The sequence below is a fragment of the Mesotoga infera genome, from assembly GCF_900157305.1.
In the GTDB taxonomy this organism is placed as follows: Bacteria; Thermotogota; Thermotogae; order Petrotogales; family Kosmotogaceae; genus Mesotoga; species Mesotoga infera.
The window spans coordinates 1,157,702-1,182,846 of record NZ_LS974202.1; the positions used below are offsets into that span (position 1 = coordinate 1,157,702).

Below are 25,145 nucleotides of genomic sequence, written 5' to 3' on the forward strand. Positions count from 1 at the left end.
TTGAATAGATAAAAGAAGGCTTCTGGATCTGCCTTCTTCAGCTTGTTCAGCTTGCTTCACGAGCGGTCACCAACACGTCCGGCGGTGCTGTCTCTATTACCCTATGCCTCACAGGGACTTTCAACAGCGACCTCGTGCCGACCTCCTGGTAAAGGATGTCCAGAAAGACTGCCCGTTCTCTCCCGTCCAGCACCGATTCCCTCACGAATCCATAGTGAGCTTTGGGAACATCCGAGGGAGTCTTGCGTTCATCCTCGAACCAGCTTTTGAATACGCCCTTCTTGCAGATTGCATCGAATATATCCTCGAGGCCTTCCCGCTCATCGCGGAGCAATATGTCTATGTCCAGCGAAAACCTGCTGAAATTATCCAGCAGAAGCATAAGAGACGTCCCGCCTTTGAATATGAAGTCGAGGCCTTCAACGGAAAGCTGTTCGAGCAACGTCAGCGCCATTATGCTCTTCTCGACTATTCCGGGATCGTTCTTCTTGTAGGATTTCATAACCGCATCCAGCCATTGTCCGGTAGCGGAGTTCTTTGTGATCATATGCTCTCCCCTTCTTGCTCAATAAGTCTGTTGACCTCTTCCAGCCTTCCACGGCGGCTCGCATATCTTCTGATCGTGCTCAGGCTCACATCGTAATCGGTCAAAGCTCTCCTGTATATGTTGCGCAGCTCCTCTCCCTGGAAGGATACGAAGAGATCCTTATCGCAGACAAGATCGACAAGTATCTTCTCCAGCTTCGGAATGGAGACGTCACCAGAGGACGTTATAGGGGCTTCGGTCACAAGCGGCCTTACAACGAAACACTTCTCGCACCCGAGGATGTAGTTGTCTATCTCTTTCGGAGTCGGATCGATGAAAACCCGGGAGCAGGAAGCTTTGACGAATTCAAACACTGCCTTCTCTGTATCTCGCTCACTCTCTATGATCACTATCGAAGAGAGAGCCTGGTGAACCGTGAACTCGTTCAGCCATCTGCTGTCCCAGACACACAGGCTCTCCAGGTACGGGAACCTCTTCCGGAGCTTCTTGGATAAACCTGCGAGTTCCTTCGATACGGCAGGCTCGAACTCCCGCTTGCTTCCGGCAGCGTATAGGCCTCTTCTGACGTTTCTCACGAGCCCCTCTCTCTTCAGTCGGTGGAGCTTTGCGTGAAGAGTCCCAGCCTTCGCGTCGGGGAAACGAAGACTCAGCCTCTTAACCAGTTCATCGGTTGTCAGAAACCGATCGTTCTCGAACCAGTTTCTTATATCGCTTTGGTCAATATAGCTCATAGAAATCACCTGCAATTAACGGCAATATATAGTTATCATTGCCACTTATATATTATAGCATAGCGTCTTTCTTTCATACGCTTGCAGAAGTTATGCTTGGAGTCACAGACCCAAGAGGACCCGAGAAGTTGGAAGACTGGAAGGATCGCGCCAGCAATTAAGGCGGGCAGATTCCTCTGTATTAAACGCGCCGTGCTGAAAGTTTTGTCTCCGGGCATATAGGTGAGGTTTTGAGGGTACCGCACAAGAAAACGCGTTACAGGGCATTTTACGAGGTGTAGTTATGGAGGAAGTCCAGCCGATACGAGACACTAAGAAGATCGACGCGATGAAGTCAATAATGAAGGGTGAATCCAACTACCGGGACCTTCTTCTCTTCACTCTGGGTATTAACACCGGCCTGAGGATCTCTGATATTCTCGCTCTGAAGTGGAGCAGCTTCATAAACGGTGGAAGTAGACTTCTGAAGGCAGGGGATCAGCTGAATGTAATGGAGATCAAGACGAAGAAGGTGAAGACGTTTGTTATAAACAAGTCGGTCGCGGAAGCGTTGAAGCTGTATTACGATTCTCTCGATAGTGTATCTCCCGAGGATCCTGTATTTCTGTCACGAAAAACCGCTAAAGGCGAACTGAAACCCATAACACGCATCGCCGCCTGGCAGATGCTGAATAGATATGCGAATATGGTCGGACTGGATGAGGGGATCGGCACGCACACGCTCCGCAAGACCTTCGGCTATCACCTGTACAAAAAAGGCGTGGCTCTGGAGTACATTCAAAAGATGCTTAACCATTCCTCGCCGGCGATAACCCTGCGGTATATTGGTATCACCCAGGAGCAGCTTAACGATATCTATGTGGAGCTGAACTTATAACAGCTGGCTACTCCTACGATGTCGGACCGGTATTATCCTTAAGGCCATAGAGCCTCCAATATCTGCGTCTTCTCGCGCTTGCGGGCTACTCCTTGCCCGGCGCTCGAAGCCACAGCATCTGTAACCTCAGACAGAATGTCGGAAATGCTGCTATCGGGATTTCTGAGGTCAACGAAACGCACGTCAACCTTAACGTTGTCATTGGAGGCGTATCTGATATCGGTCCTGCTGATCCTGTCGGAATAGGGATAAAGCAAGACAATCCTGTCGGCCCCGTACTTCTTGCCATATGCGTACATCTGGTACATATCTAATTGCGAAATACCACTGTTTCGCTCGGTATCTGAGAGGAGTTTCCATTTTGTATCCATAACGACTTTATGCTTACCGAATTCCAGCACAATATACGGGCGAAGAGCAAAGGCGCGCCTGGGTGTATCAAAGAGGCTATAAGTCATATCCTGAGTCCTGATGTTGATACTTGAAAATAGGAGTCTGACCCTGTTTTTTTGGTCCGAAAAATATCAAGGTAAATTCTGCTGTGCCAAACACGGAAATAGAGAAGTATCTCCAAGTGTTTTTTGGTCTCTCTGTCAAGGACTCACAAGAAGCGCTTGTTAATCTAATAGAACTCGGTTTTCTAAAGATAAGCTATTATCGCTGGAACTCGTGTGAATGGCAAAATGGAAATGGTTCTTCCTCACAATCTATGAACTAGCTCATAATGGCCTTCAATCTCAGAAGTTCAAAGGAACATCTGCCATACATTATCCGTTTAATCACCTTTATCTTGTTTATAACGCCTTCTATGATTCCGTTGCTGAACTCGGTTCTTATCGCATTCTTCACCGCTTCAATGTCTCTCTCTACCGACATGATGAAAGTGTTCAGCTCGCGGATGTTGTATCTCTTTACTTCTGAGAGCCAGTCCTCAAGTCTCGATTCATCTTTGCCCTTCAATATTTCTCTGAACCTGTTCACAGCCGAGTACAGGTTCTGTAAGTTACCGTCGGTTTCTATATACTCTTTCATCTTCTTCTGATCTGCCTCTTTGAATTTCGAGATGTCTTTGTTCAGAAGCGAGATCAACATTCCTCTTCTAAGCGTTGATTCAGGTGAAGTCTTTCTATGTCTCCTTCCCAGACCTTCGTTATATTCAGCCAAAAAGGCGCTTAAGCTTCTGTAAGAACCTTTGTAAACGTCTTTTGCGATAGTTCTGAATATGTAAACTATCTTCTTTCTTTCGTGGTTGAGGGCAATTATGGTGTCCTTGTATGGATCGAGAATGCTTTTTCTTTCTCTTGAGGCGTTCACAAAGCGTCCCTGGTGCTTTATGTATTTGATTGCCGTCTTAATGTCTATCTTGAGTTCTCTAGAAATGGCATTCGCTGAATAGCCGTTGAGGTGCATTTCTTTCACTGTCCTGACAAGCTCATTCTTTGCCTCTTCTCTATCTTGCTTTCTGATTGCAGCTTTGGTGAGCTTTTTCGCTTTTTGATCGGTTGGGGTGATGGATGCTTCCAGCTTTATCCTCACAGGTATTGTACGCTTTATATACTCCTTTGCCCCATCGACCAGGTTCTTTACCAGGTGAAAACGATCACTCACCTGCATCGCCTCGGGAAAAGCTTCTCTTATAGCTTTTGCGTATCCGATCGATCCGTCTCTTGAAACCACTTCTATCTCGGGATAGCTTTTCAGCCATTGGACAACTGAATCTGTATCTCTCGATGGAATCATGTCCACAACCCTCGAAGTTTCATAGTCCACTATTAATGTGCCGTAGGTCTGCCCCTTCTTGATCGCGAAATCATCTATGCAGACTATCCTTGACTGAGTCATTACTTGACTGCTGTTTTTTTTAACATCCTCAGTATCGTATCGTCCGATATCTCGACAAGCCCATTACTGACAACTCCCTCTGCTTTCAGAGCGCTCATGTTGGCTGCCAGTTCGATTATTCTTTCGTTCAGCCTTTTCGTTCTTCTTCCATAGTCCTCCACGAAAGAGTATCTCTCTGCGAATTGCGACTTAGCGCACTCTGGATTCTTGCAGAAGAACACCCTTCTCTGCAATACTATCCTCACCTCTTTGTCTTGAACCGGCAGATCGGCAATTGTCTTGATATATATCTTGTGTACACTCCTCGATTTCGCTCCACAATACGGACAGATTGCTTCTTCCCTCGCCATCTTCGTATGTAACTCTATTCTGTTCTCGTGAATCACTGTTTCGGTCAGTACTAAATCCCGGTCAAGTGTCTTCAGCATCTCTTCCAAGTTCCTCATCCACCCTCTACAACTTATTTCGCTCCTTATCCTAATTTTACACCGTTTTCTCTTTTCCCTCATACATACTGAGGAAGAACCATTTCCCACTTGCCAAAAACAAACTCGTCTCCTAAATGGGTTCATGATGCTGGTTGGAATTATTTAGTATCATCGAACCTGCAATGAGATCATTTGGAGCACTTGGGAAAGGGATGTGAAGAATAATAACATCTATCGAGACCTTCTTTCACTATAGAGACACCCTATGTTTATAGGAAAAAGCGCGGCGTAAAGGCCGCGCTCAATTCAAAATTCGTACTGCATTTCTTTCCATCCACCTTCAGGTATTTGAACCTGTACCGGCAAAGGCTCTGGAATATCTTCCCATTTGTAATCAGTCTTTGCTGAGTTCATTTCAGAAATGATCTTATCAACTTCCTGCTGCTTCAAGAACGCTTCTTCGATCGACTTTGCAGTTGCCATTAGGCTCTCAAGCTTGGATTTACTTCCGGTATACATTTCTGCCTGATCCTTCAAAAATGATCGTTGCATCTTATTGTTTTGTAGTATTATTTTGAATTGTACAATCTTGTTTTCCCATTCCATGATATCAAATTTCAACTTGTCTATCGTCGCCCTGGAATTTTCGACCAATTGCTTCGTGCTTTCATAATACTGTCTTTTCAAGTCTACCGTCTGGGCTTTAAGAGAGGTTTCGGTGTTAATATGTGAAAGATTGATCTGGTGTTCTCGCAGACTGGCGTTTACACCTCCTATTTCTACTACCTTGTTAAGATCAGACTCTCCCGCATATGCACTCAGTTCTTCTTGAAGTCTGTTAGCTTTTCTTGCAGATAGATTGTAATCTTCCAAAGCCTTTTTAAAGTCTTCTTCGACTCCTTTTTCCTTTAGATTGGCCTCGGCGAGCTTTTCAATATATACGATTTGTTCGTTCTTTAACTCCACAACGAGTTGTTCGGCAGCTTTTATTGCTTTTTCATTAGCTTCCACCTTGTTTGCCATGTCATCTAGCGTCTTCTTGATTGCCAGATATTCCACACTCCCGCTAGGCCTATTAAACCACCAAAGAGCTCCACCAATTCCAACTCCAGCAATGCAAACCACTATAATTACTAAAAGTGTTGCAATTCCTTTCTTACGCATATAACACACCTCCCCTTTTGGAGTACTTTGCCTGTTTTTTCTTCAACACCCTTCTGAACTATATTGGTGCTATGGCTGTGTTATTATTCCTGTTCAAAATTTTTCAACTAGAATTAAACTAAATCTTTATAAAAGCCTTAGTTGAACATATTTCTGGGAGATTCTTCCTGAGAAATTCTCAATATCTCTTCCCAGAATTGCCATTCGATGTTCTCCAGCATCTTGTCGATAGTGGAGAGTTTCTTAATTGAATCGGCAAAGCTTAACTGCATTTCGTAATTGATTAATCTAATTTCCCACAAGTTCAGACTGTTAGACAAATTCTGCAAGTATTTCCCGCTGTAATACATGGTTTCATTGTAGGTATCAAGCTTTGATGAACTGATATCGTAGTTCTTGTAGATAATCGCTCTAAGGTTATCGAGTCTATTGAATAATTGCTTCCTGTAATTCTCAATGTTTCTGTTTTCCATTACCAAGAAGAAAGCAAGAGCTGCTAATGCAGACAAGCCAAGTCCAGTTGCCCAGTAAGCCGGTTTTCTCGAGAAGCGGGAGGTTTTTGCAACTCTTTCGGCTATGATAATATCATCAACTTTCGACAAACCTATGATCAAAGTGGCGCTTATGATATCGTCCCCTAATTCCGGATCAATTCTTATCGCAATTGAATACCCAGCTAAAGCTTTTTTTATTTGCTTTTCAATTGTAGCAAAATTAAGACCTCTATTAGAATCTAGTTTCGACGTACGGAAAATTATTGCCACTGATTTTCTCGAGTTACTTCCCGGGAGCTTTTTTAGGATGTTTTTGATCTTCTTAACTAGAGTCAAGGGGTTGAGTACATGCTCGACTCTTTCTATCATTGCATATAAGAAGTTGTCTGAGAGCATACAAAACTCGTTATCACTAACGAATAGCATAGCTTTCGAACCGAGTTGGCTGAGAACATCCAATCCTAAACGACAGATTTCTTCAGGTGATCTCCTAATTGAAGGAAATCCCACGGGGACTAGCAGTTTTTCACTGACTTCTCCGACTGCAATTATGAATCTCTTAAGCTCCTCAGTACACATAAGGCCTGTGCGTGATGAGAATACCAAGGTGAGAACTTTTGTACCATTGCTTTTGGCAATTGCGATTCTCTCTATGTAATCACCGCTGACAGCCCCATAAGAAGCATCTACAAGCAGTAGAAGATACTCTGTGTTTTCAAGAGCATTACCGAAGAGAATCTCTCCTTCCAGTACAAAGCAGGTTCGTCTGTCCATATATGAAACACACCTGGCACACTCGACCCCCGATAACCCTATCCCACTTATCACGATCCTTTTGTCGGCTTTTTTGAGATTTTTCAACGTATCAATAGACCAGTTGTTCAGAACCTGGATTCTCTTTTTTGATTCCTCGTAGATTTTCCTACAAGATTTACATCCCTTTATATGTAACTCCATCACAACCTTCTCCATAGGATCCAGCTCTCCGGAAACCATCTTTAACACTGTTTCTTGATCTACATGAGGGGTAATTATCTTGTCAGTTTTCGAACTCATTTCTATCACTCCTTCCACTCAATTTCTGATCAAAATCACTTCAACATGTGAATGCTTAAGAACTTTACCCATTTTCTGACTATCTCAATTGAATCTTGGCCGTCTTTGAAATATTCCTGCAAAGGGGTCTGCAAACAAGGTATTCGTAGGTAGCCTCTTTCTTTCAAGTGTTTTTTATAGAATCTATCTCTTCCAACAAAAAAGAAATTATCTTTTTGTGCTATTCTTTTGAACTCGGCGAACAGCGATTCATTAAGAGTAACCTGTTCAGTGATATCAAATTGCGATATTACTGATAAGTACTCCTTCTCTGCAAGATTTGTGAGTTCCTCTATTTTCATTTTCGAATACTCATTAATAAAAGTCGATTCCTCAATTTGAAGTACTTTTATAAAGAAGTAAGCTATCTTCTGCCAAGGGGTGCACTCATCAAACTTGATGAGTCTGTAAAGGAAGGTGTTGAAATCCTGCAAAGCCACAATTCTTGCTAACATTTCTTCTTTAGGATCTACTGCATCTGGATTTTTAGTGATTTCTATGAAGGTTGTCTCGTTTTCTTTATCGGATGAAATTGAACTGTCCAGTGATAATACCAGGTTATCCTGTGAGTATGAAGATGGCCAAATTTCATCAATACGTTTCCTTCCCTGTTCAAAATCATTCAGCATTCTCATCAGAAAGTTTTTTAGCTCTTCGAAAGTCCCACTTATTGATGAAATCATAGGAACAAAAAGCAAGCTTAGCCAAGAGTCTACAAAATCCTCGATATTTATCCCTGCAGTCCCATGGCTACTATTCAGAAAATCGCAGATCTTTCTGATTTCCCTTCTCTTGAGCGATTTATACCTCTGACATTCTAAGCTACAATCAAAAATGCCATGTGATTGCTTGAGAATTTCGTAACTCCTTTCGTTCCTAGTACTCAAAAGCCTTTTCATTATTGTTTGAATCCATGTTGACAAAGCTGCCTTTTGAGGATTGTATGTATGCAAGGATCTTTCCACTTCTTTCAGTAAAAGGGATAACAATTCGAATAGTTCGCCAGCGCTCGGCCAATAGGGGGCGAAGAAATTTTTTAATGGAAATTTTATACCGTTCACTACCTCTAACCGCAAAGGCTCGAGAAATTTATTCTTTTGGTCGTTCTTGGTACCAGCAGAAGAGCCAACGGTTTTTTCGTCCAGTTCTTTTCTGTACAATTTGTAAATGATATCTTTATCAAATAACTCCGTAAAATTCTGACTGTACATTACTTTATCCTTGAGCTCTTTAAGTATTAGAACCACGGAGTAGATAGCTGCAAGGTTCTTAATAAGCAAGATTTGTCTTTCAAGTGCCTTATCGCTGTTTGTAGCCTTTTTTATATCGTTGGCCGGCCTGCAGTGGTCTTTCTTATTAATATGCCTAGCACATAGAACTATCAGAAGATCGTTCTCAAGCTTCATATGCTCTTGCGGGGTGAAAGAATTCAACATAATTTTCTTTGCAAGTATTATAGATCTGGAGATATGAAATTTTGCAGCCTTTCCATACTCTTCAAACCATTCATGAAATCCAATTCTTTCGTACTCACATTTCATTTCACTCTTCCTCCGTGGCCGGATTTTTCTTCTGACCCTTCTAATTGCAATCAAAAGACTATCCTTGCTATTGGACATCAGCAAAGTAAAAAGAGAGCTCCCACAACTCATTATTGGTGTACTAGTTTAGAGAGAAAACTCTCTTTATCTATATGTAATAAATAAACAATATAAAATTGCATTTTCGACCTTTATCTTTTCTTTAAATGCTTTTTACCCATAAATCTATCTGACCGACATTCTAGAAAAGTACCCCTCGAACTGGTTCATAAAAAAGATTCTCATTTCAGAATAACTAATATTTCTCTTCAAGTAGCTTTCGTAAAGAACAAGTCTAGTCTGAAATTCTTGATTCATGTCATCAGCCTTTTTTCGTGAGGCCACTTCATCAATGACCTCTCTTGAGTATTCTTTTGTGAACAGATCTCTCACAGTAAAATAAGATAGTATAATTGATAGTATCCCTGTCCCATAGTACAGCGATTGGTCATATGAATATAAATAGTAAGTAATTACACCACTGGCTAAAGCAGCAGCTCCAAGAAAAAGTGTTCCAAATATTGCTCCATAATCCGTTGAACGTTCGAAAATAGTAGTCTCCTGTGCAGTATATTTTCTGAAATAGATATTTGAAGGATATGGTAAAGGAAATATCGAAAGACTTATTCCATTCTCATAAACCGAGCCATCAAACAATCTGTGTTCAATGAATCGCGAATCTTTGATAGTAACAGAAACTCTGATCGCTCCATGTTGGTCAAGAGGAACATAATACAAAGTCTGCCTTCCTGAATCAAGTAGAAGATAGTCTTTTCTGAATGGACTTTCAATTAGCAAATTAAGTCCTTCAACATCCAATTTAAACTCACTGGCAACGGACAGCCTTACTGGCGCTATAGAAGAGAATGCAATTGTGCAAAAGAGCATTTGAATTGTTATAATAGCTGTGAGTATTTTCACTTTCTAACACCCCCAAAAAATGTAATTACCAGCGGTAATCGTTAGGTGAGACCGGTAGAGCTGCATTGAGAAGTTCATCCAAAGCTTTGAGCGAGTTATCTATCTGGTTTTCATCAAAACTACTAAGATGTTCATCAGCCTTGACCTTCACATATAGTTTTTCCAATTCATCAAGAGTTCGCTTCGTAAGTGTAATAAGGGTACTTCTCTTCGAAAGTAGGTCTTCCAAGACTGAGAGTCTGTAAGCTTTGGCATTGGTTGTCTGAACCTTATAAGAACACCATTCATCAATTTTCATATTGATGCTTTCAAGCTGAAGAGGTAGTAAGCTTATCCTTTTTGATAGCTCTTGATGCCTTATTATCAGTTCAGTTGAAGAATTGCTGTATCCTTCAGGCTGCTCGACAAAGTTTTTCCCCTCTGTGTTAATCAATTGGAGCTTCGAAGGCAAAAGGCCGAACCAATTAGCAAAATAAGCTACTACAATGGCTGCTGAAATCAATAATATCAAAATTCGAATTGCTTTAATTCTGAAGATCAGAATCAGTAGAAGAGCAAATATAAATATTGAAACTAATACCGCTATTATATATGTTGTATTCGAAACCATTGCAGTGATAAGAATATAGTCGCCGTTGCTCAACAAGGCTTCAATATATAAAGGATATTTGAATCTCGGCACTGGCTCGAAAGAGAGTTGTAGAACATTTCCATCCACAATTTTTCCCGGCAAGAAGTATATAACTTCGGTGTCGTTACCACTGTCTGAGGATAGTCTTATCCAGAGCATATCGTCAAGTTCAACTGGAACTTCTACAAGAAAAGAGTTTTTAATTATATATCCGATAGATAGTTTTGGAATTCTAGCAATTTTAAGAGGTCTAGATCCTGGATCGTAAGGGATTGTAACTGTATATGAACTATAAGGATCGTTAAGTAATAAGCTGTTTCCTCGATCACCTGTTTTTATCTTTTCCACAAGTTTCCCAGAAGTGTAACTTACTCCACCAAGTAAGAGTGGCTCACTTTCAGATTGCTTTGCACTGAATATAACAGAGTCCTCCAAAATGAAATAATCAACCAAGATAGAAGAGAAATAGTTCTTTGATACCCAACTACTCAACTCGTCTACGAGATACTCAGTCTCATTTTCTCCAATTATCGAAACTAATTGACCAAAGTTTTCAGAGAGTTCGTTAGTAATGAACATCTTCCTTGGAACAAGTTTGAGGTCTATAGTTAAGCTAGAAGAATTACCGAAACCATCTGTTGCTGTGATCTTGTATTTTCCTGTACTATTAACCCGAATAGGAATAGAGCTCACGTTGCTCGAGGCAAATGTGAAGGATTTTCGATTGTCAAGATTACTTACAGTGATTATAAAAGAGCCGCTGTTATCACTGGCAGAAAGATGTAGTGTTTTCTCATGGCCCAATTCACTGTGCTGAACAGTGTTTGCGGTGAGAAATGGAGGAGATGTGTCGGGTTCAAAGTTGGAAAGTAGACTCTTCAATATTCTCTTGTCTCCAGAATAATAGTAGTTCAAATCTTCATTGCTTATAGAGATCTTGTCTCCAGCTTTATACTGTTCAAAGGGTTTAACAACCCACATGTACTTCAGAATTTGAAATTCTCTGGTAGTAGTTTTACCTGAAATATCTACTGCATCAACGGTATATTTTCCAGCAAATTCAACAGAAATATTGAACTCGTTTGCTATTGAAAGTTCCTCACCATTGACTCTAACTCCCAATATATAACTATCATCCGAAACCGAAAAACTTAAAACCGTTCTGCTTGAAGGTTCAAAGCTTTGAATAGTGTTTCCGTTTATCTCTGGCTTTTGAGAATCGTAAATGAATTTCTGAAATCCTTTATTTGAAGCAATATAGATAGTATCGCCAACAATTTGAAAACTGGAGATCTTACTTCCAGTTTGAAAAGAAACCAATGGAAGAAATGTCTGTTTCTCCCAAATTTTAACTAAACCATCGCTAGAAGACGATATAAAAATATCTTTGGAAAGCAATTCAATATCAGTTACTTTGTCATTATGACTTTGATAACGGTATCTTTGTACTAGGTTCTTATCATATTTTATTATTGCTCCATCAGATGTTCCTACAAGAATCTCACAATCGTTGGTAATAGCCATGGAAGTTATGAAAGCTTCATTTTCCAAATACTCTGACTTGATAAGAGTATGTTTATAGTACGACCAGGTCTTTATATACCCGTCGATTCCAGCTGTAACTAGTTGTTGTGTACTATCACAAAAGCAGATAGCAGTTATAGTCCCTTTATGTGCAAACCATGGAGAGGGGCTAGAAGCTTTGTAGTCGTGTTCGTAATTCCAGATCTCAAGTGTGCCATCAACCCTCCCAACTATAAGTTCCCCGCCATATATATATGCACTTGAAATTCCCGAAGAAATTTTCATACTTTTTATCAATTGCCTCGTTGATAGATTCCAGATATCCACCATCCCTGTCTTTGTGATTATTATTAAATTATCGGAAGAATCAGGTTCAAAAAAAGCTGCTTCAATTTCATCAAAAGTAAGACTAAACAAATTATTATCAACTGTATCCAATACAATAATCTGACCATTATTATTTGCTGAAACTACAAGAGTCTCTTCAGAATTTTTAAAAACAGATATGCCTTCATTTCTAGAAACTGTCAAGATATTTGGTAGAAGTGCTAGAAGAATTTCTGAACAACAGAGTATTAATAAGGTTGAGAGAGAAATTACTTTTCTCAAATTCTCACTTCCTTGTTGTTCCACACGTATTTATAACTCTTCTCTTGTTCTCTGCTCTTACTACATACTCCCATTCGACCTCTGTTGTTAACCAATATCCAATCACCTATACAAGCCATTATTTGATGTCGACAGAAGGTTTTCATACCCTCTGCAACGTCGTCCAGGTCGGTTCCCGTCCATTTGATTATCGTATAGCAGCTTGAAAACAGGCTTATCATAGGGTCGAGAGAAGTGAGCATAGCTATGTCTATTAGCGTGTCTTTGTAGAAGGCTTTCAGTTTCTCTTCGTCTTTCAGCTCGTTGAAGTAGGTGCTCGTTCCGAACAGATGATCGAACATCGTGAGAGGTTGCTCTGCAAGGAAGGTCTTAATCTCTCTTCCATTGAGATCCACCGTATCTCTTGGAAAATACAGGGTTCCAACCACATACGCAGATGCAGTTGTTGAAACAATCAAAAGAAATGCAAGTACCGCCATAAGAATTACCCTGTTCACAATCACACCCCCAGTAAAGGGTGCATCGCTCAGGTCTGCAACTGTCTCTGTCAAAGGTATTAGGCGGATAAGATTAAGTGCAATGCACTCATATGATTAATATACCACTTGTTACATTCTGCACAAAGGAATATTCATTTGTGTGAACTTCCATTTCTGCGATTTGTTAATTGGTGGATAGGTCTATTTCATCACTTTTTATCAGTCTTCGAGTCTCGATTTCATAAACGCATCTTCCGGCCAGGCAATCGAAGCCACAGCAGAGGATACCGTCCCGTAAATACGGAGTCCGAGGAGTTTCATTTTGTATCCATAACGACTTTATGCTTACCGAATTCCAGCACAATATCTGGGCGAAGAGCAAAGGCGCGCCTGGGTGTATCAAAGAGGCTGTAAGTCATATCCTGAGTCCTGATATTGATACTTGAAAATAGGAGTCTGACCCTGTTTTTTTCTTTGAGAGTGTATAGACCACGCCCGACAGAGGTTATGACTCCGCGCCTTTTCAGAGCATTCAGTCTGGTACGGATAGTAACCGGGCTTACCTCTTCTCCGGGAAGAGTAAGAAATGGCTTGAGCTCCCCGGTAGTGACGGAGTCCCTATCTTTAAGCTCTGAACTTATTCTTTCGCCACTCCACTTTGAGGACCAGGTCTTGTCTTTCAAATCGATCAACTCACTTATAGAACAACTGGCAATTTCTAAATATATTGCCGTTTGTTCTGATTATGGCAGAGGCAATCCATCCACCACCCAATAGCGGAATCCTTTGCGATCATATACTCTCCTGGTTCACTATTAGCTGTTTATCTCTTCTGAAGTATATCTACTACTGAAGATACTATTTTTTCTAAGGTTTGATGGGTGACCCTGCCAGCTCTGTATAATACTATTCTCTTATCCGCAGTGAAAACCTTGTTAGGTCTCACGTTGCTTGGTTGATTCAGACCACCCTGTATGAAATCCACCTGGTCGATAACTATTGCAAGCTCATCTTTAATTGTCCGGCTTGTGATCTGACACATTATGATATCATCGCCGCCGGCATCCGCGATAACTAACGCAGGTCGCTTTTTAGCTCCGGTGAGATCAGAGAAAGGGAAGGGAATTACCACAACATCACCCTTTACAGGTTTTTCCACGCTATATCCTCTTCTTCCCTTAGCCAATCCCTGGCAAGAGCCGACTCCGAAGCATCCAGCAGCTCACAACTTAAGGCAGGCAGATTCCTTTCTTTCAATGCCTTCACAAACCGAAGGATTTCTTCTACGAGAGTATCGGGTATGGTTTCTATTTCTTTTCTCAGGAGCTGACGTGTATCCATTAGATCGCCCCCTTTCAATGTGATTATATCATCGCCTTATCAATCCGAATCTCTGGCTTCACCAGGTAACCTAACACAAGAGGCTTGTGTTAAGTTCGCTGGTTCTTCCCTTTCCCTGACCCTTGAAGGCTTTCGGCCGGATCACTCCGGGCAGCTTTTACAGCTCCCGATTTTGTATTTAACTGATAATTGAGTATGATGGATTTAAGTTAATTACATCGAATCCATCCCGGAGGTCCGCAATTGCCATCGATTTACCTGGAGAAAGTGATACCCGAGAGTAATATGAGACGGTTCTATTTCATTAGCGACGAACACCAGACCACGTTTGTCGGTTATCCTGTCACCATTATTTTCGGAAGGATCTCCGAACGCGCGACGTTCGTGACTAAAGTCTTCCCGACGGAGGCCAGGGCACGCAGGTATTTCAACAGGCAGATGCGTATAAGGCAGAGGCGTCGTTACGCAGTGGTCAAGCCACCGTACCTGAGGGAGAAGAATGAGAAGCCCATACAGCTGGGCCTTCCTCTGTATTAAACGCGCCGTATTGAAAGTTTTGCCGCTCGGCATAGGTAAGATATGAGGGTACCGCACAAGAAAACACGTTACAGGGCATTTTACGAGGTGTAGTTATGGAGGAAGTCCAGCCGATACGAGACACTAAGAAGATCGACGCGATGAAGTCAATTATGAAGGGTGAATCCAACTACCGGGACCTTCTTCTCTTCACTCTGGGTATTAACACCGGACTGAGGATCTCGGACATACTCGCCCTGAAGTGGAGCAGCTTCATAAACGGTGGAAGTAGACTTCTGAAGGCAGGGGATCAGCTGAATGTAATGGAGATCAAGACGAAGAAGGTGAAGACGTTTGTTATAAACAAGTCGGTCGCGGAAGCGTTGAAGCTGTATTACGATTCTCTCGATAGTGTATCTCCCGAGGATCCTGTATTTCTGTCACGAAAAACCGCTAAAGGCGAACTGAAACCCATAACACGCATCGCCGCCTGGCAGATGCTGAATAGATATGCGAATATGGTCGGACTGGATGAGGGGATCGGCACGCACACGCTCCGCAAGACCTTCGGCTATCACCTGTACAAAAAAGGCGTGGCTCTAGAGTACATTCAGAAGATGCTTAACCATTCCTCGCCGGCGATAACCCTGCGGTATATTGGTATCACCCAGGAGCAGCTTAACGATATCTATGTGGAGCTGAACTTATAACAGCTGGCTACTCCTACGATGTCGGACCGTCACTATCCTGAAGGCCATAAAACCTCCAATTTCTACTGCGTCTTCTCGCGCTTGCGGGCTACTCCTTGCCCGGCGCTCGAAGCCACAGCATCTGTAACCTCAGACAGAATGTCGGAAATGCTGCTATCGGGATTTCTGAGGTCAACGAAACGCACGTCAACCTTAACGTTGTCATTGGAGGCGTATCTGATATCGGTCCTGCTGATCCTGTCGGAATAGGGATAAAGCAAGACAATCCTGTCGGCCCCGTACTTCTTGCCATATGCGTACATCTGGTACATATCTGATTGCGAAATACCACTGTTTCGCTCGGTATCTGAGAGGAGTTTCCATTTTGTATCCATAACGACTTCATGCTTACCGAATTCCAGCACAATATCCGGGCGAAGAGCAAAGGCGCGCCTGGGTGTATCAAAGAGGCTATAAGTCATATCCTGAGTCCTGATGTTGATACCTATACCGACAAGCTTGCGAAGCTTCACCGCCACAAAACTCTCGAACACCTTTTCCATAGGAAAGAGAAGCGCAAGCGCAACTCTGCTGCCAGCAAATGCTGTGAAGCTATTCCCCAGCAAGAAGACACGACACCAAGACAGAGCCTTATCATAGTGGTTCATGCTGCGATCGGTCAAACACTTCGAAAAGTCCTCATAGTAGCTTTCAGTATAATCTACCCTATCAAAGAGAGTAAGCAATTGAGAAGCATGTTGGCGGTTACGGCCGTCATGTGTGGCTTTAAGAAGAAAGCGAAGCGTGGACTTGATCAGACGGTTCTCCGGTCTGTTCATATTGAAATCATCGTAGAGAACGTAGAATCGCTGTTTGTTTACCAGATTATACTTGATGTTCTGCGAAGTCAAAATCTTGCCTTTGTAGAACTTCTCATTTGCTTCAACTGGCGTGTAATCTGATTTAAGGCCCTGTTTCGCAAGTGCAGTCACCTCGTCCAGGAACATCTTAATGAAGATCTCAAAGAGGTTTAGTCGATCCACATGAAGACTAGACACGTTGAAATCTTTGAACGTGATATCTCTTAAAGTCTTAAGCATCTCAAGAAAGATACGCTTTGTGGCATCTTCGCTGATCTCGTCGCCAGCGATTTTTGGCAGGATCTCGATTACCGTCCCATCAGTCATCGCTATCAGTCCAACGTAATTCCGAGCAGTTATAACCTTGCCAACACCTCTTCTAGCTGATAGCGAAAGAAGTTCGATCGCCTCAGTTTCCTTTTCAGAGACATTGGCGAGAATAAAGTTCTCCAGTGCTTCAAAGGTCTTATTAGGCAAGGCCCTATACCCATTTACCGTCTTTTCACAGGTAAACCCGCTGTATTCAGTTATAGTGTAAGTCATCTCACATTTGCCTATAGGCTTCAATCATCTTGAAGGCCTCTCTGTTCACCTCGTAATACTCCGGGAAATCTATTTCGGCACTACCAAACAGATCAATAGTGTCGCTCTTTTTCACGATGAAGCGTGTGCTATCGTCAGGCTTTCTGTTGTCTCCCAATACGAGCTGGATCTTCTCGTAGTCATCGTAGAAATACTCCTGCAAGAGAGGAACTATGCTGTTTTCAAAAATCTCCGCAAGAGTCTCAATAGTCGCGCTTTTCCTAAGCGGTAGCAGATAGGAATGCCCGATCGTATGCTCACGATCTAATAGAACAGTGATGCGCTTGTTAATCGTATCGAGCATTTTGGCAATGTTGATATTCTCCACATGTACACCTTCGAGTGTCGTTGAGTCTGGCTGCATTTCGACAAAGCTGAATCTGCGGCGCAATGCGGAGTCTATCAATGCGATTGAACGATCGGCAGTGTTCATGGTTCCGATGATATAGACATTATTAGGCACACCGAAATCCTGCCCGGAGTAGGGCAGTTTTGCACGTAGCTGCTCACTTGCACCTATACGCTTCGAAGGTTCAATCAGCGTTATGAGCTCGCCGAAGATCTTGGAAATATTGCCGCGGTTAATCTCATCTATTATGAAGACACGGTTTGGTATCTTAACTTTCTTTGTGAATAGATCTGGCTTCAGACTCCTGAGCATCTGCAATACATCCGAGACGGAAATAGACAATTTGTACACAGTCGAAAGCGTCATTGTTCTCCCGCCATTGAGGTCGACTATATCCTCGTTAATCCCTTTTACTAACCACTTGACATTCCGTACCCGTTTATACTGCGGGTATTCGTCGTGCCATTCCGGCTCGCCGGTGATAACACCAATAGCATCGATCGTCTTGCTCGAATAGCAAGAAAGAACAATATCTCCAATCTGCATCCTGTTGTAAAAGGCGCTAAGTACGTTACTTCCACCGTGCTCTCCAAAATCCGTAGCATCAGATATGTTTTCTCCGTATTCGTCCCATCCAATGCGAATGTGGTTATTCTCCATACATTCGGTCCGAGTCAGATTATCGCCTGCTGCTTCAAGAGAAACCTTCCATACTGTTGGGTTCTTCCCAATTCCCAAATCTGCGTCCGCCTTTCCTCCGACAGGTTTCCCGGCATTATCGCAGAACGCCTTGAAGATTCCATCGTGAATCTCGTATTCAATTTCCTTGTTGGCATCAGCTTTCTCTTCCGGGGAGACAACGGGACGAATCCCTTCTATGAACTCCTCGTAGCTGAAAGATTGGTGGAAAGTCGTGAAGGCAATTAGTCCATCGTCTTTGTATTTTAGATAGCGACCGAACACTTCTCCGTAGTCCTCAGACTTCACTTCGGCAATAGTTTTGTCCTCAACAATAGCAACTGCGTACCGAATAGCGCTGTAGGTTTTCCCCGTTCCAGGGGGTCCGTAGAGAATAGTATTCTTCGCAGTTATCAATTTCTGATCTACATCTTCAACACCAGGTGGATTTGGAACGTCAACTGAAGGCCGAGGTGACGGACCTCCTCTTTCAATCCAAGCCTTATATGACATCTCCGGGAATGACAAGCTGGGTATTTCCTTACTAAGTTCATTTTTCAAAGCGCCTAAGAATTCTGCATATTCACTGCCGGTGCAATGGGTGCTGGGTAAGTCTACGGAGTAATGTTCAGAAATGTACTTGCGGGAATTGGTGTCAAGCGCGAGAAATACATTCGGTCTAATCCAGAACAGGCCCATCGTGACATATGTCAACCCGTTGCCTTTTACGGCAACGGCCTTGTCAAAAGCCTCTTTGAATTCGTTGGAAAAAGTATTTGCATCGGCTGATTCCAAGGCGTAAATGAAAAGGTTCCACATTTCATCATCACCAACAAAAAACGACCGTCTGTTATCAAGAACAGGTATTCCAACAAATTGTGTTGGCGCAGGGATTTTCACTCCGAACTCGTCGCCAAGTATTTTCGCCAAAAGGGTTCTATTTGCATCTGTTGTCCCGCGATTTATTACTCCCATTACTGAGAAAGGATCGATCCGATGCTGACGTGGCCCCCACCAATCTTCTCGGTCAAAATGAAGATATTTCATCAGCGGCTGATCCGACGCAAGCTTCTTTATCACGTTGAATAGTTCGCCCGGCTTATCCTTAAATTCCAGTAGTCTATCGGCAAAAGTCTCGTAAAACGGAACCCATTGGAATCCACTATCCAAGAGTATCAACTCCTTTGCATGGCTATTTGCGTAATTACTCGTTTCTTCTATTACCTATCCTTTAATCAGCGACTTAACGTTAATCCCCGGGATCGAATAGATGAGAACTATTGATTGATACCGTAGTCTATCAGCCAACAATAAAGCAGAACTCGATCTTAAACGTAATACTCTTATGCGAAATACAAAGGAGTTTGTATGGCTCGTTCCCTTGACCCGGCTTCATGTGCACAACCAAATAAAAACACCTGCCCCCTCGTGAAGATCTCATTTGTAGCCTCTCGCAAACCGGTGATCGATTCAAGGAGACAACCTATCTCCGGTAGTTGCCAAAATGAATTCTGTCACTGTTTTTCCACCTGTTTTCACGCTTAAGTGTCCAGCGTATTATCAGTCACGATTCTTTGCTAAGCAGAAGCCAACACCCCTCCAATTTGCAGAACCACTAGATCCCATGATTCACTCCGCTCCGAAGAGTCCTCAAAAAATCTATTAGTAATTCCGGAAAACCATTCAAAACATCCTTTGTCTTACAGCTACTAGGAGGGGAATATACATAGATTCATGAGAATTCTTGAATACCAAATTATCACACTGAACTATTCTCTCTTTCATCGTGGATGGTTAGTTGTCATACTTTTTCGCAATGTTGCGAAGCTTCAATGCCATATCGCAGAGCCAATCGAATTGTTTGGGCCAAGCGCTTTCGCCTTTCTTTATATCACCATCTCGCAGAACAAGGATTCGACACGCCTTATTTGCTGTACGCCATTCAATCGAACTTCCAAGTTCTTCTTCAATGGCATCCTTATTCGCTCTGAATTTCTCAAATCGTTCTTTATCATCATCGATATAAATCTCTACTCCCAGTCGCTTCTTCTGCGTATTGGCGGTAAGAGCGATGTGATAAGCAGAGTTTCCCACACTCAAGTCGTACCAGTGTTGAGGACTTGCCTTCCGTTTTGAGAAGGCTCTTGAGAATTCTGGTCTAGCAAAAGCATAATCACAAAACGCCTGCCAGAAGTCCAGCTGAAGTTTCTTGGTATCGGACAACCCTTCAGATGCCTTCACAATCTTAGACCAATCATTGGGACGTTCAATTACATTGAATTTCGGGGCTGGCAAAGAATCGTTTATTCTCCAAAGCTCAATTTCTATTAAGAAGAATCCAATATTCTCGTCTGTGTGTTGGTTAATCCACTCAACTGCTTGTTTGTGCTCATCTCTTGCTCTTTTGACAATCCACACAATCACTTCGGCTCCCTTACCTGAAGCGTAGGTGATTATCTTACCCAAGTGGTCATGGTTTGTATCTTCCAGCTGGTTTTCGATAATGATTTTCCGACCTGTGCCGTCTTCAGTTCCATAGAGATCGACATTGAACCCTCCAACAGGAGATTCTAGTTCTTCGAAAACAATATCAATACCGATTGCTTCACTAAGTAGGACCAGATTCTCTTCTTGAGCTAACCATTTGGAAAAGTCATGCGTCTCATGTTGCCAGATTGTTCGTAAATCATCTACGCGTTCAATTCTACCCAGCGCTGGCATGCAGTTACCTCCTTGTTTCGCAAAGAACTCTCTGAACCCTTCTGTGGACAATCCGCTTAGCAAGAAAAGCAAAAGTAGAAATGCTAGAACAAAATCGCCTCAATACTCTTTAGCGATAAGGCTTTCTTCACAGTATTATTGTTTTCACTTAGGTCCTTTCGGTGCATTAACTACTCGTCATTAATTCTCGTTTCATTCCTCTTTGATAATTCGGATGTTCTTTAGCCCCAGTTGCAGCCCTCAATCCTCCAGCCTGGCGCGCATAAAGGCATCTTCCGGGCCGGCGATGGGTATCGGGATGATTTTCGAGATCGTGTCCATCGAGACGCTAGACAGGTTTCCCATCTGCTCCAGAGGTATGGTGACTGCCCTTGCACCGTTCTCGGCGAGCATAGTGACCCTGTCGGCGAAGGACAGTGTGGTCTTAAGGCTTCCGGTTATAGTCATATCCCCTATGATCCCCAGCCCCTTCTTCAGCGTGTTTCTGTGTATGGCCGAGAGTATGGAGACGAATATGGCGACGGTTATGTCATCGCCCACTTCACTGCCTATCATAGGGGTTAACTGTACTGCTATGTCATAGTCTTTCAAAGCCGAGTTGGATGGCAGGTACTTGCGCTGGTTGGAGGCTATGCAGGAGACCGTTGTCTTCAGCGCCTCTTTGGCAGGCGTCCCGCCACCGCTTATGTTCTGCTTCCCCGAGCCCGGTACTACGATACTTTCGACTTTCAGCAGCGTGGTCTTTCCACCGGCTATCGAGACGGTATAAACAACCCCCGGAGGAAGAGGATCCTGAGAGATGAGAGCTTTGCTGCCGCCTTCGTTTACGGACACGTAGGTCTCTTTCTTGCTCTCTTTGTCTATATACGAGAAGTTGGTGTCCCAGAACTCGAGGCCTCCCAGTTTCTTCAGCTGTTCTTTTACACGTCTCCTGCATTCTATGGCGAAGGAAAGAACACTCTCTATCCCCTCTTTCGTGTACTCGCCGTCGGGATAGAGGAGTTTGAGAAGGCCCGAGCAGGTCTTGCGTACCGCCTTCTCGTCCCTCCTGTTCAGCTGGCTCCCCAGATTGAAGTGTCTGTCCGGTACGTTTACCGCAGAGGTGCCCCTTAAGGATCTCATAACTTCCGAGAGGTAGTCTATGGCAAATCCGAAGTGGTCGGTGAAGAGGTCCGCTCTCAGTTTCTCCACTTCCCAGCCTGGGAGGTAGGCGTGTATCCTGTCGAGTAAGGCGGTATCTTGCATCTCCACGGGGAATGGCTCAAAGAGGTGCGACATCTTCAGTAGCGTCTGCACATCGTCGTTTATATTCCCGTTGAAGACTATCCCGGCCTCGGCCACTACCTCCACCTTTCTGGCGAACGAGCCTGCCTCCATAAAGTCTTTGAGCATCTGCAGCGCCTGTTTGTCCTTGAACTGTATGCCGGCGACTTCATCAAAAGCTATAAGGTCCCACTCTCCCACGAGCCCTACCTTGCGTGTGGCTATGTTGTAGAAGAGCTGTGCGACGGTCGTATTGCCTCCGGATAGCAAGAACGAGTACGGCGAGATTTCACGGTAGATGTACGATTTACCCGTAGCCCTGGGTCCAAGCTCCACGAGGTTGTAGTTCTTCTCCACCAGAGGGACGAGTCTGAGGAGTTGAAAGAGCTTCTGTCTCTCGTCCATTTTCTTCGGCTCCAGGCCTATCGAGCGGATTATGAGGTCTATCCACTCCTGTGTGGTGAACTCCTTTCTCCTTTCCACGAACTGGTCGCGTATGAAGTTGCTCAGCTGTATTGGGTGTATCTTATCTACCACGAAGGGTCTTCCCGGGTAGGTGTTGTGGTCGTAGATCAGATCGATTATCGCCCACATTCCGCCCAGAAGCATCTTCGGGTGTTCCTTGACCAGAAAGTCGCTTATCACTCCGTTGCGTATGCTCAGGTTCTGGAGGCCGGCAACGTATTCGTTCTGCTTTATGTCAAGCCAGGCGTCTATCCTGTCGATCACCCTGAAAAAACCCTTGTCACGAAGCTGCATTTTGACCAGTTCTGCCATATCCGGCCGGAGGAAGTGTTTCTGGAGGATCTCTTCTACGTTTTCCACGCCCTTAATATTCCTCGGGTCTGAGAGGTCGGCGTAAGTCCCAAGCAGGTGCTCGAGGACGTATGTGGGCACGTTGTAGCCTATCTTGAGGTTCCTCACGAGTGATTTCTTTATCACGTATTCGGGGTATATCTTCAGCACTTTCAGGTCAAGGGCGTCCAGTTCCACGTGCGTGTCCTCCTATCAGAAGAGCCGCTCTCTCGTCGGAAGGTATTTGCATTCTACCCAGTCCAGTAGAGCTCCGTCTTCTAAGTCTCTTATCTCTATTTTGAATGTGTCACCGCTCTTTGCAGCTATTTTGAGCGTCTGCCTCGTCTCATCTTCTACCGGTTCGTCCAGTTCGATCCTCTCGTCCAGACACTGTATGTACACTCTCGGAGCGCTGCCGAAGAGGTCTTTTTCGGGGAAGAGGAGTATGTCGAAGCGGTCTTTCTGGACTGTCTTCAGTCTGTCTTTGTTTCCTATCTCCACTCTCCAGCGCTTCTTCCCTTTGATCGGTGTTATTACCAGATGCGGGATTATGACTTCCTGATGTGTTATACCGCCGTGCCAGAAGTGGCCGCCGTAGTCTTTGAATACGTTTCCGCTGCCGGCGTACAGCACGAAGCTGCTGCCGGCCTGTTCGTACTTCCCCTCTTCGGGTTTGACACTGTTCAGGCTATACCTTACTCCGGCTGAGTAGCTCCCCGTCCCGTCCTGTTTGACTTTCTCCCCTTCGAGCGGGAGGTAAAAACCGTGGTCGCTTGTGAAGTGTACCTCATACCCCCTCTTGAGCAGTCCGTCGGCCAGTTCTGAAAGGTCGGCAATTATCCCGTCGTAGAACTTTATCAGGTCGTCGTGGCCCATAGAGTCTATGTCCCTTGTCTTTATAACTATCTTCTCGGCTTCCGGTAATCTGGTGCCCATTTCGACTATCTCGACCCCGGGTACGAGCTCTTTGAGGTTCTCCTCTCTGCTAGTCACATTATCCAGTATTCTGCCCGTCTCTTTGTCACGGATAATGACTCTCCTGTCCTTGAGGCTCTTTTCAATATGCCCAGATGAGTATAGAGCGCCCATTCCCACGGGCGTTTCGGTCGGTGTCGCCGCCAGTACAGGGTCGTACTCTGTCTTGACTTCTCTCTTGAGTTTGAGATCGCGGGCAAGTTCATACCTTAGAGCGTCCACGACGATGACCGCCTTCTTGCCCTCTCCTGTAAGTATCCGCCTCAAAAGGCCGGCCTGTTGGGGCTCTATTGAGGGTTCGTAGTAGTTGGTCCAGTGGTTTGAGATCACTTCGTTCAGCTTTGAGAGTCTGTCTGAGGCCCATTTCTTCAGTCTTTCGGGCAGGTGTGAGCCTCTGAGCTTTCTGTACAGCGAGTCGTAACGCCAGAGTCTTTCTTTGTAGGCCTTGAGAAAGCTCTCGAGTGAGTCTATGCCGCCGAGGTCTTCATCTTGAAGAAGAGGTTCGAGACTTGCGAGTTCTTCCCAGTAGATACCGGCCTCTCTGTCCTGTTCTCTTTTCTTGCGTTTCCCGGTGCGCTCTTTTGCAAAAGCTATGACTTCCTCCGCATCTTCCCCATTCAAAAGGGCGTCTATCCTTCTTTCGTACAGCTCAAGCTCTATGGAAACAAACGGGTGTTTGTAGTCGCGCTCGAAGGTGTCTATGTTTTTCAGAAGTTCGTCTTTATGGCTCTTTTCAAATCTCTCCGCGTGCAAATGTATGCTGTCTGAGTATGTGCTAGAGTCTGCCCATTCGTTGTAGTAGTCGAAAAGTTCGTCGCCCGGTCTGCTCTTGTAGGAGGATTGGAGTATCTTCTCGCCTATCTGCGTCGATGCCTCTTCCGGTGATGACGATGCCACGAGTTTAAGGCCGAAGGTAGTGTTTGCAAAGTGTATGAATACAAACTCTCGCTCCGCTTGAGTGAGGCTCTCCGCATAAACGCTGTTATTAAGGAGTTCCCAAAGGCTTGCCCTCAATACTTTGCTTATATTCTCCACACCGCGTGCCTTGAGGTCTTTCCACCAGTCTTCGTCTTTGGACAGACCGTACCTGACAAGGGAGACGAGGAAGTCTTTTTTGAAGTCTTTCCGGTCGATCCTCAATTCACTCAACAGGTTTATGGCCGAGACTAGCTCTCCGTTTCCCCTGTCCCAGTATTCGGCGAGGAAGACGAGGTCTTTCTCGGACCTGTTGGCTATGTAAATGAGGACTTTTCTACCCGATTGTGCAAGGCTCTCGGCCTCGAGCATAGTGAGGTACTCCCTGTCCATATCCGTCAGGGTCAGGCAGTGCCAGCCCCTGTCCTCGAAGTATGAGAGGCTCTCTCCAAGTAAGAGATCGGAGTCTTTAAGGACGACGGGTATGGAATCGTCCAGTCTCTCGAGTCTAGCCAGTACGGTATTAAGTAAGTGCATAG

At 44.0% G+C, this 25,145-nt stretch carries 21 protein-coding genes; 3 read left to right on the forward strand and 18 right to left on the reverse strand.

The genetic code is table 11. The features are described from left to right. Positions 1 to 46: 46 nt before the first annotated feature. Positions 47 to 547 (reverse strand): nucleotidyl transferase AbiEii/AbiGii toxin family protein, encoded by a 501-nt coding sequence (locus MESINF_RS05280; protein WP_169698862.1) that lies wholly within the window; start codon positions 545 to 547, stop codon positions 47 to 49. Beyond that, on the reverse strand, positions 544 to 1,278 hold the full coding sequence (locus tag MESINF_RS05285) for a DUF6577 family protein (protein WP_169698863.1): 735 nt from the start codon (positions 1,276 to 1,278) through the stop codon (positions 544 to 546). Before MESINF_RS05285 ends, MESINF_RS05280 begins: the two co-directional genes overlap by 4 nt. Positions 1,279 to 1,561: 283 nt before the next feature. On the opposite strand from MESINF_RS05285, the gene MESINF_RS05290 reads away from it, so the two are divergent. Next, the gene (locus tag MESINF_RS05290) at positions 1,562 to 2,155 is read left to right on the forward strand and encodes a site-specific integrase (protein WP_169698864.1); all 594 of its coding nucleotides are present in this window, start codon (positions 1,562 to 1,564) and stop codon (positions 2,153 to 2,155) included. Positions 2,156 to 2,193: 38 nt separating this feature from the next. Here the strand turns inward: MESINF_RS05290 and MESINF_RS05295 are convergent, their stop codons facing one another. From MESINF_RS05295 to MESINF_RS05340, 11 genes are all read right to left on the reverse strand, one after another. Then, complete coding sequence (locus tag MESINF_RS05295; protein WP_169698865.1) at positions 2,194 to 2,613, reverse strand: 5-methylcytosine restriction system specificity protein McrC; 420 nt, start codon at positions 2,611 to 2,613, stop codon at positions 2,194 to 2,196. Positions 2,614 to 2,869: 256 nt separating this feature from the next. Beyond that, entirely contained in the window at positions 2,870 to 3,997 is a 1,128-nt protein-coding gene (locus MESINF_RS05300) for an ISL3 family transposase (protein WP_231936876.1), read from the reverse strand. Beyond that, positions 3,997 to 4,443 carry a transposase family protein gene (locus MESINF_RS13655; protein WP_231936877.1) on the reverse strand — a complete coding sequence of 149 codons (447 nt, stop codon included), beginning with the start codon at positions 4,441 to 4,443 and terminating at the stop codon, positions 3,997 to 3,999. Before MESINF_RS13655 ends, MESINF_RS05300 begins: the two co-directional genes overlap by 1 nt. Positions 4,444 to 4,731: 288 nt before the next feature. Then, a complete protein-coding gene (locus MESINF_RS05305; RefSeq protein ID WP_169698866.1) occupies positions 4,732 to 5,589 on the reverse strand; it encodes a hypothetical protein in 858 nt (285 codons plus the stop codon). Positions 5,590 to 5,726: 137 nt separating this feature from the next. Next, positions 5,727 to 7,139, reverse strand: coding sequence for a zf-HC2 domain-containing protein (locus tag MESINF_RS05310; protein WP_169698867.1), 1,413 nt, complete (start codon positions 7,137 to 7,139; stop codon positions 5,727 to 5,729). 35 nt (positions 7,140 to 7,174) lie between these two features. Further along, positions 7,175 to 8,719 (reverse strand): hypothetical protein, encoded by a 1,545-nt coding sequence (locus MESINF_RS05315; RefSeq protein WP_169698868.1) that lies wholly within the window; start codon positions 8,717 to 8,719, stop codon positions 7,175 to 7,177. A 225-nt stretch (positions 8,720 to 8,944) separates the two neighbouring features. Further along, positions 8,945 to 9,679 carry a hypothetical protein gene (locus tag MESINF_RS05320; protein WP_169698869.1) on the reverse strand — a complete coding sequence of 245 codons (735 nt, stop codon included), beginning with the start codon at positions 9,677 to 9,679 and terminating at the stop codon, positions 8,945 to 8,947. 25 nt (positions 9,680 to 9,704) lie between these two features. Further along, positions 9,705 to 12,443: a WD40 repeat domain-containing protein gene (locus MESINF_RS05325; RefSeq protein ID WP_169698870.1), complete on the reverse strand. Its 2,739-nt coding sequence runs from the start codon at positions 12,441 to 12,443 to the stop codon at positions 9,705 to 9,707. Beyond that, positions 12,440 to 12,940: a hypothetical protein gene (locus tag MESINF_RS05330; RefSeq protein ID WP_169698871.1), complete on the reverse strand. Its 501-nt coding sequence runs from the start codon at positions 12,938 to 12,940 to the stop codon at positions 12,440 to 12,442. The genes MESINF_RS05325 and MESINF_RS05330 overlap by 4 nt, the downstream gene beginning before the upstream one ends. 805 nt (positions 12,941 to 13,745) lie before the next feature. After that, positions 13,746 to 14,081: a type II toxin-antitoxin system PemK/MazF family toxin gene (locus MESINF_RS05335; protein ID WP_169698872.1), complete on the reverse strand. Its 336-nt coding sequence runs from the start codon at positions 14,079 to 14,081 to the stop codon at positions 13,746 to 13,748. Next, entirely contained in the window at positions 14,066 to 14,263 is a 198-nt protein-coding gene (locus tag MESINF_RS05340) for a hypothetical protein (RefSeq protein ID WP_169698873.1), read from the reverse strand. The genes MESINF_RS05335 and MESINF_RS05340 overlap by 16 nt, the downstream gene beginning before the upstream one ends. Before the next feature lie 243 nt (positions 14,264 to 14,506). Between MESINF_RS05340 and MESINF_RS05345 the strand changes: the two genes are divergently transcribed. Together MESINF_RS05345 and MESINF_RS05350 are read left to right on the forward strand one after the other, a co-directional pair. Further along, positions 14,507 to 14,800: a WGR domain-containing protein gene (locus MESINF_RS05345; protein ID WP_169698874.1), complete on the forward strand. Its 294-nt coding sequence runs from the start codon at positions 14,507 to 14,509 to the stop codon at positions 14,798 to 14,800. A 95-nt stretch (positions 14,801 to 14,895) separates the two neighbouring features. Next, positions 14,896 to 15,489, forward strand: coding sequence for a site-specific integrase (locus MESINF_RS05350; RefSeq protein WP_169698864.1), 594 nt, complete (start codon positions 14,896 to 14,898; stop codon positions 15,487 to 15,489). Between the two features lie 62 nt (positions 15,490 to 15,551). On the opposite strand, the gene MESINF_RS05355 is transcribed toward MESINF_RS05350, so the two are convergent. From MESINF_RS05355 to MESINF_RS05375, 5 genes are all read right to left on the reverse strand, one after another. Beyond that, positions 15,552 to 16,805 (reverse strand): McrC family protein, encoded by a 1,254-nt coding sequence (locus tag MESINF_RS05355; protein ID WP_169698875.1) that lies wholly within the window; start codon positions 16,803 to 16,805, stop codon positions 15,552 to 15,554. Positions 16,806 to 16,872: 67 nt separating this feature from the next. Then, positions 16,873 to 19,107: an AAA family ATPase gene (locus tag MESINF_RS13725; RefSeq protein WP_169698876.1), complete on the reverse strand. Its 2,235-nt coding sequence runs from the start codon at positions 19,105 to 19,107 to the stop codon at positions 16,873 to 16,875. Positions 19,108 to 19,731: 624 nt separating this feature from the next. Further along, on the reverse strand, positions 19,732 to 20,658 hold the full coding sequence (locus MESINF_RS05365) for a DUF4268 domain-containing protein (RefSeq protein WP_169698877.1): 927 nt from the start codon (positions 20,656 to 20,658) through the stop codon (positions 19,732 to 19,734). A gap of 240 nt (positions 20,659 to 20,898) precedes the next feature. Then, the gene (gene brxL / locus MESINF_RS05370; RefSeq protein WP_169698878.1) at positions 20,899 to 22,914 is read right to left on the reverse strand and encodes a protease Lon-related BREX system protein BrxL; all 2,016 of its coding nucleotides are present in this window, start codon (positions 22,912 to 22,914) and stop codon (positions 20,899 to 20,901) included. A 15-nt stretch (positions 22,915 to 22,929) separates the two neighbouring features. After that, positions 22,930 to 25,143 (reverse strand): PglZ domain-containing protein, encoded by a 2,214-nt coding sequence (locus MESINF_RS05375; protein ID WP_169698879.1) that lies wholly within the window; start codon positions 25,141 to 25,143, stop codon positions 22,930 to 22,932. Positions 25,144 to 25,145 lie beyond the last annotated feature (2 nt).

Coding starts and splice junctions, on each gene's coding strand:
- MESINF_RS05315 (WP_169698868.1), bottom strand. CDS start 8,719: ATGAAATGTGAGTACGAAAGAATTGGATTTCATGAATGGTTTGAAGAG.
- MESINF_RS05295 (WP_169698865.1), bottom strand. CDS start 2,613: ATGACTTATAGCCTCTTTGATACACCCAGGCGCGCCTTTGCTCTTCGC.
- MESINF_RS05290 (WP_169698864.1), top strand. CDS start 1,562: ATGGAGGAAGTCCAGCCGATACGAGACACTAAGAAGATCGACGCGATG.
- MESINF_RS05340 (WP_169698873.1), bottom strand. CDS start 14,263: ATGGATACACGTCAGCTCCTGAGAAAAGAAATAGAAACCATACCCGAT.
- MESINF_RS05375 (WP_169698879.1), bottom strand. CDS start 25,143: ATGCACTTACTTAATACCGTACTGGCTAGACTCGAGAGACTGGACGAT.
- MESINF_RS05280 (WP_169698862.1), bottom strand. CDS start 547: ATGATCACAAAGAACTCCGCTACCGGACAATGGCTGGATGCGGTTATG.
- MESINF_RS05285 (WP_169698863.1), bottom strand. CDS start 1,278: ATGAGCTATATTGACCAAAGCGATATAAGAAACTGGTTCGAGAACGAT.
- MESINF_RS05305 (WP_169698866.1), bottom strand. CDS start 5,589: ATGCGTAAGAAAGGAATTGCAACACTTTTAGTAATTATAGTGGTTTGC.
- MESINF_RS13655 (WP_231936877.1), bottom strand. CDS start 4,443: ATGAGGAACTTGGAAGAGATGCTGAAGACACTTGACCGGGATTTAGTA.
- MESINF_RS05310 (WP_169698867.1), bottom strand. CDS start 7,139: ATGAGTTCGAAAACTGACAAGATAATTACCCCTCATGTAGATCAAGAA.
- MESINF_RS05300 (WP_231936876.1), bottom strand. CDS start 3,997: ATGACTCAGTCAAGGATAGTCTGCATAGATGATTTCGCGATCAAGAAG.
- MESINF_RS05350 (WP_169698864.1), top strand. CDS start 14,896: ATGGAGGAAGTCCAGCCGATACGAGACACTAAGAAGATCGACGCGATG.
- MESINF_RS05365 (WP_169698877.1), bottom strand. CDS start 20,658: ATGCCAGCGCTGGGTAGAATTGAACGCGTAGATGATTTACGAACAATC.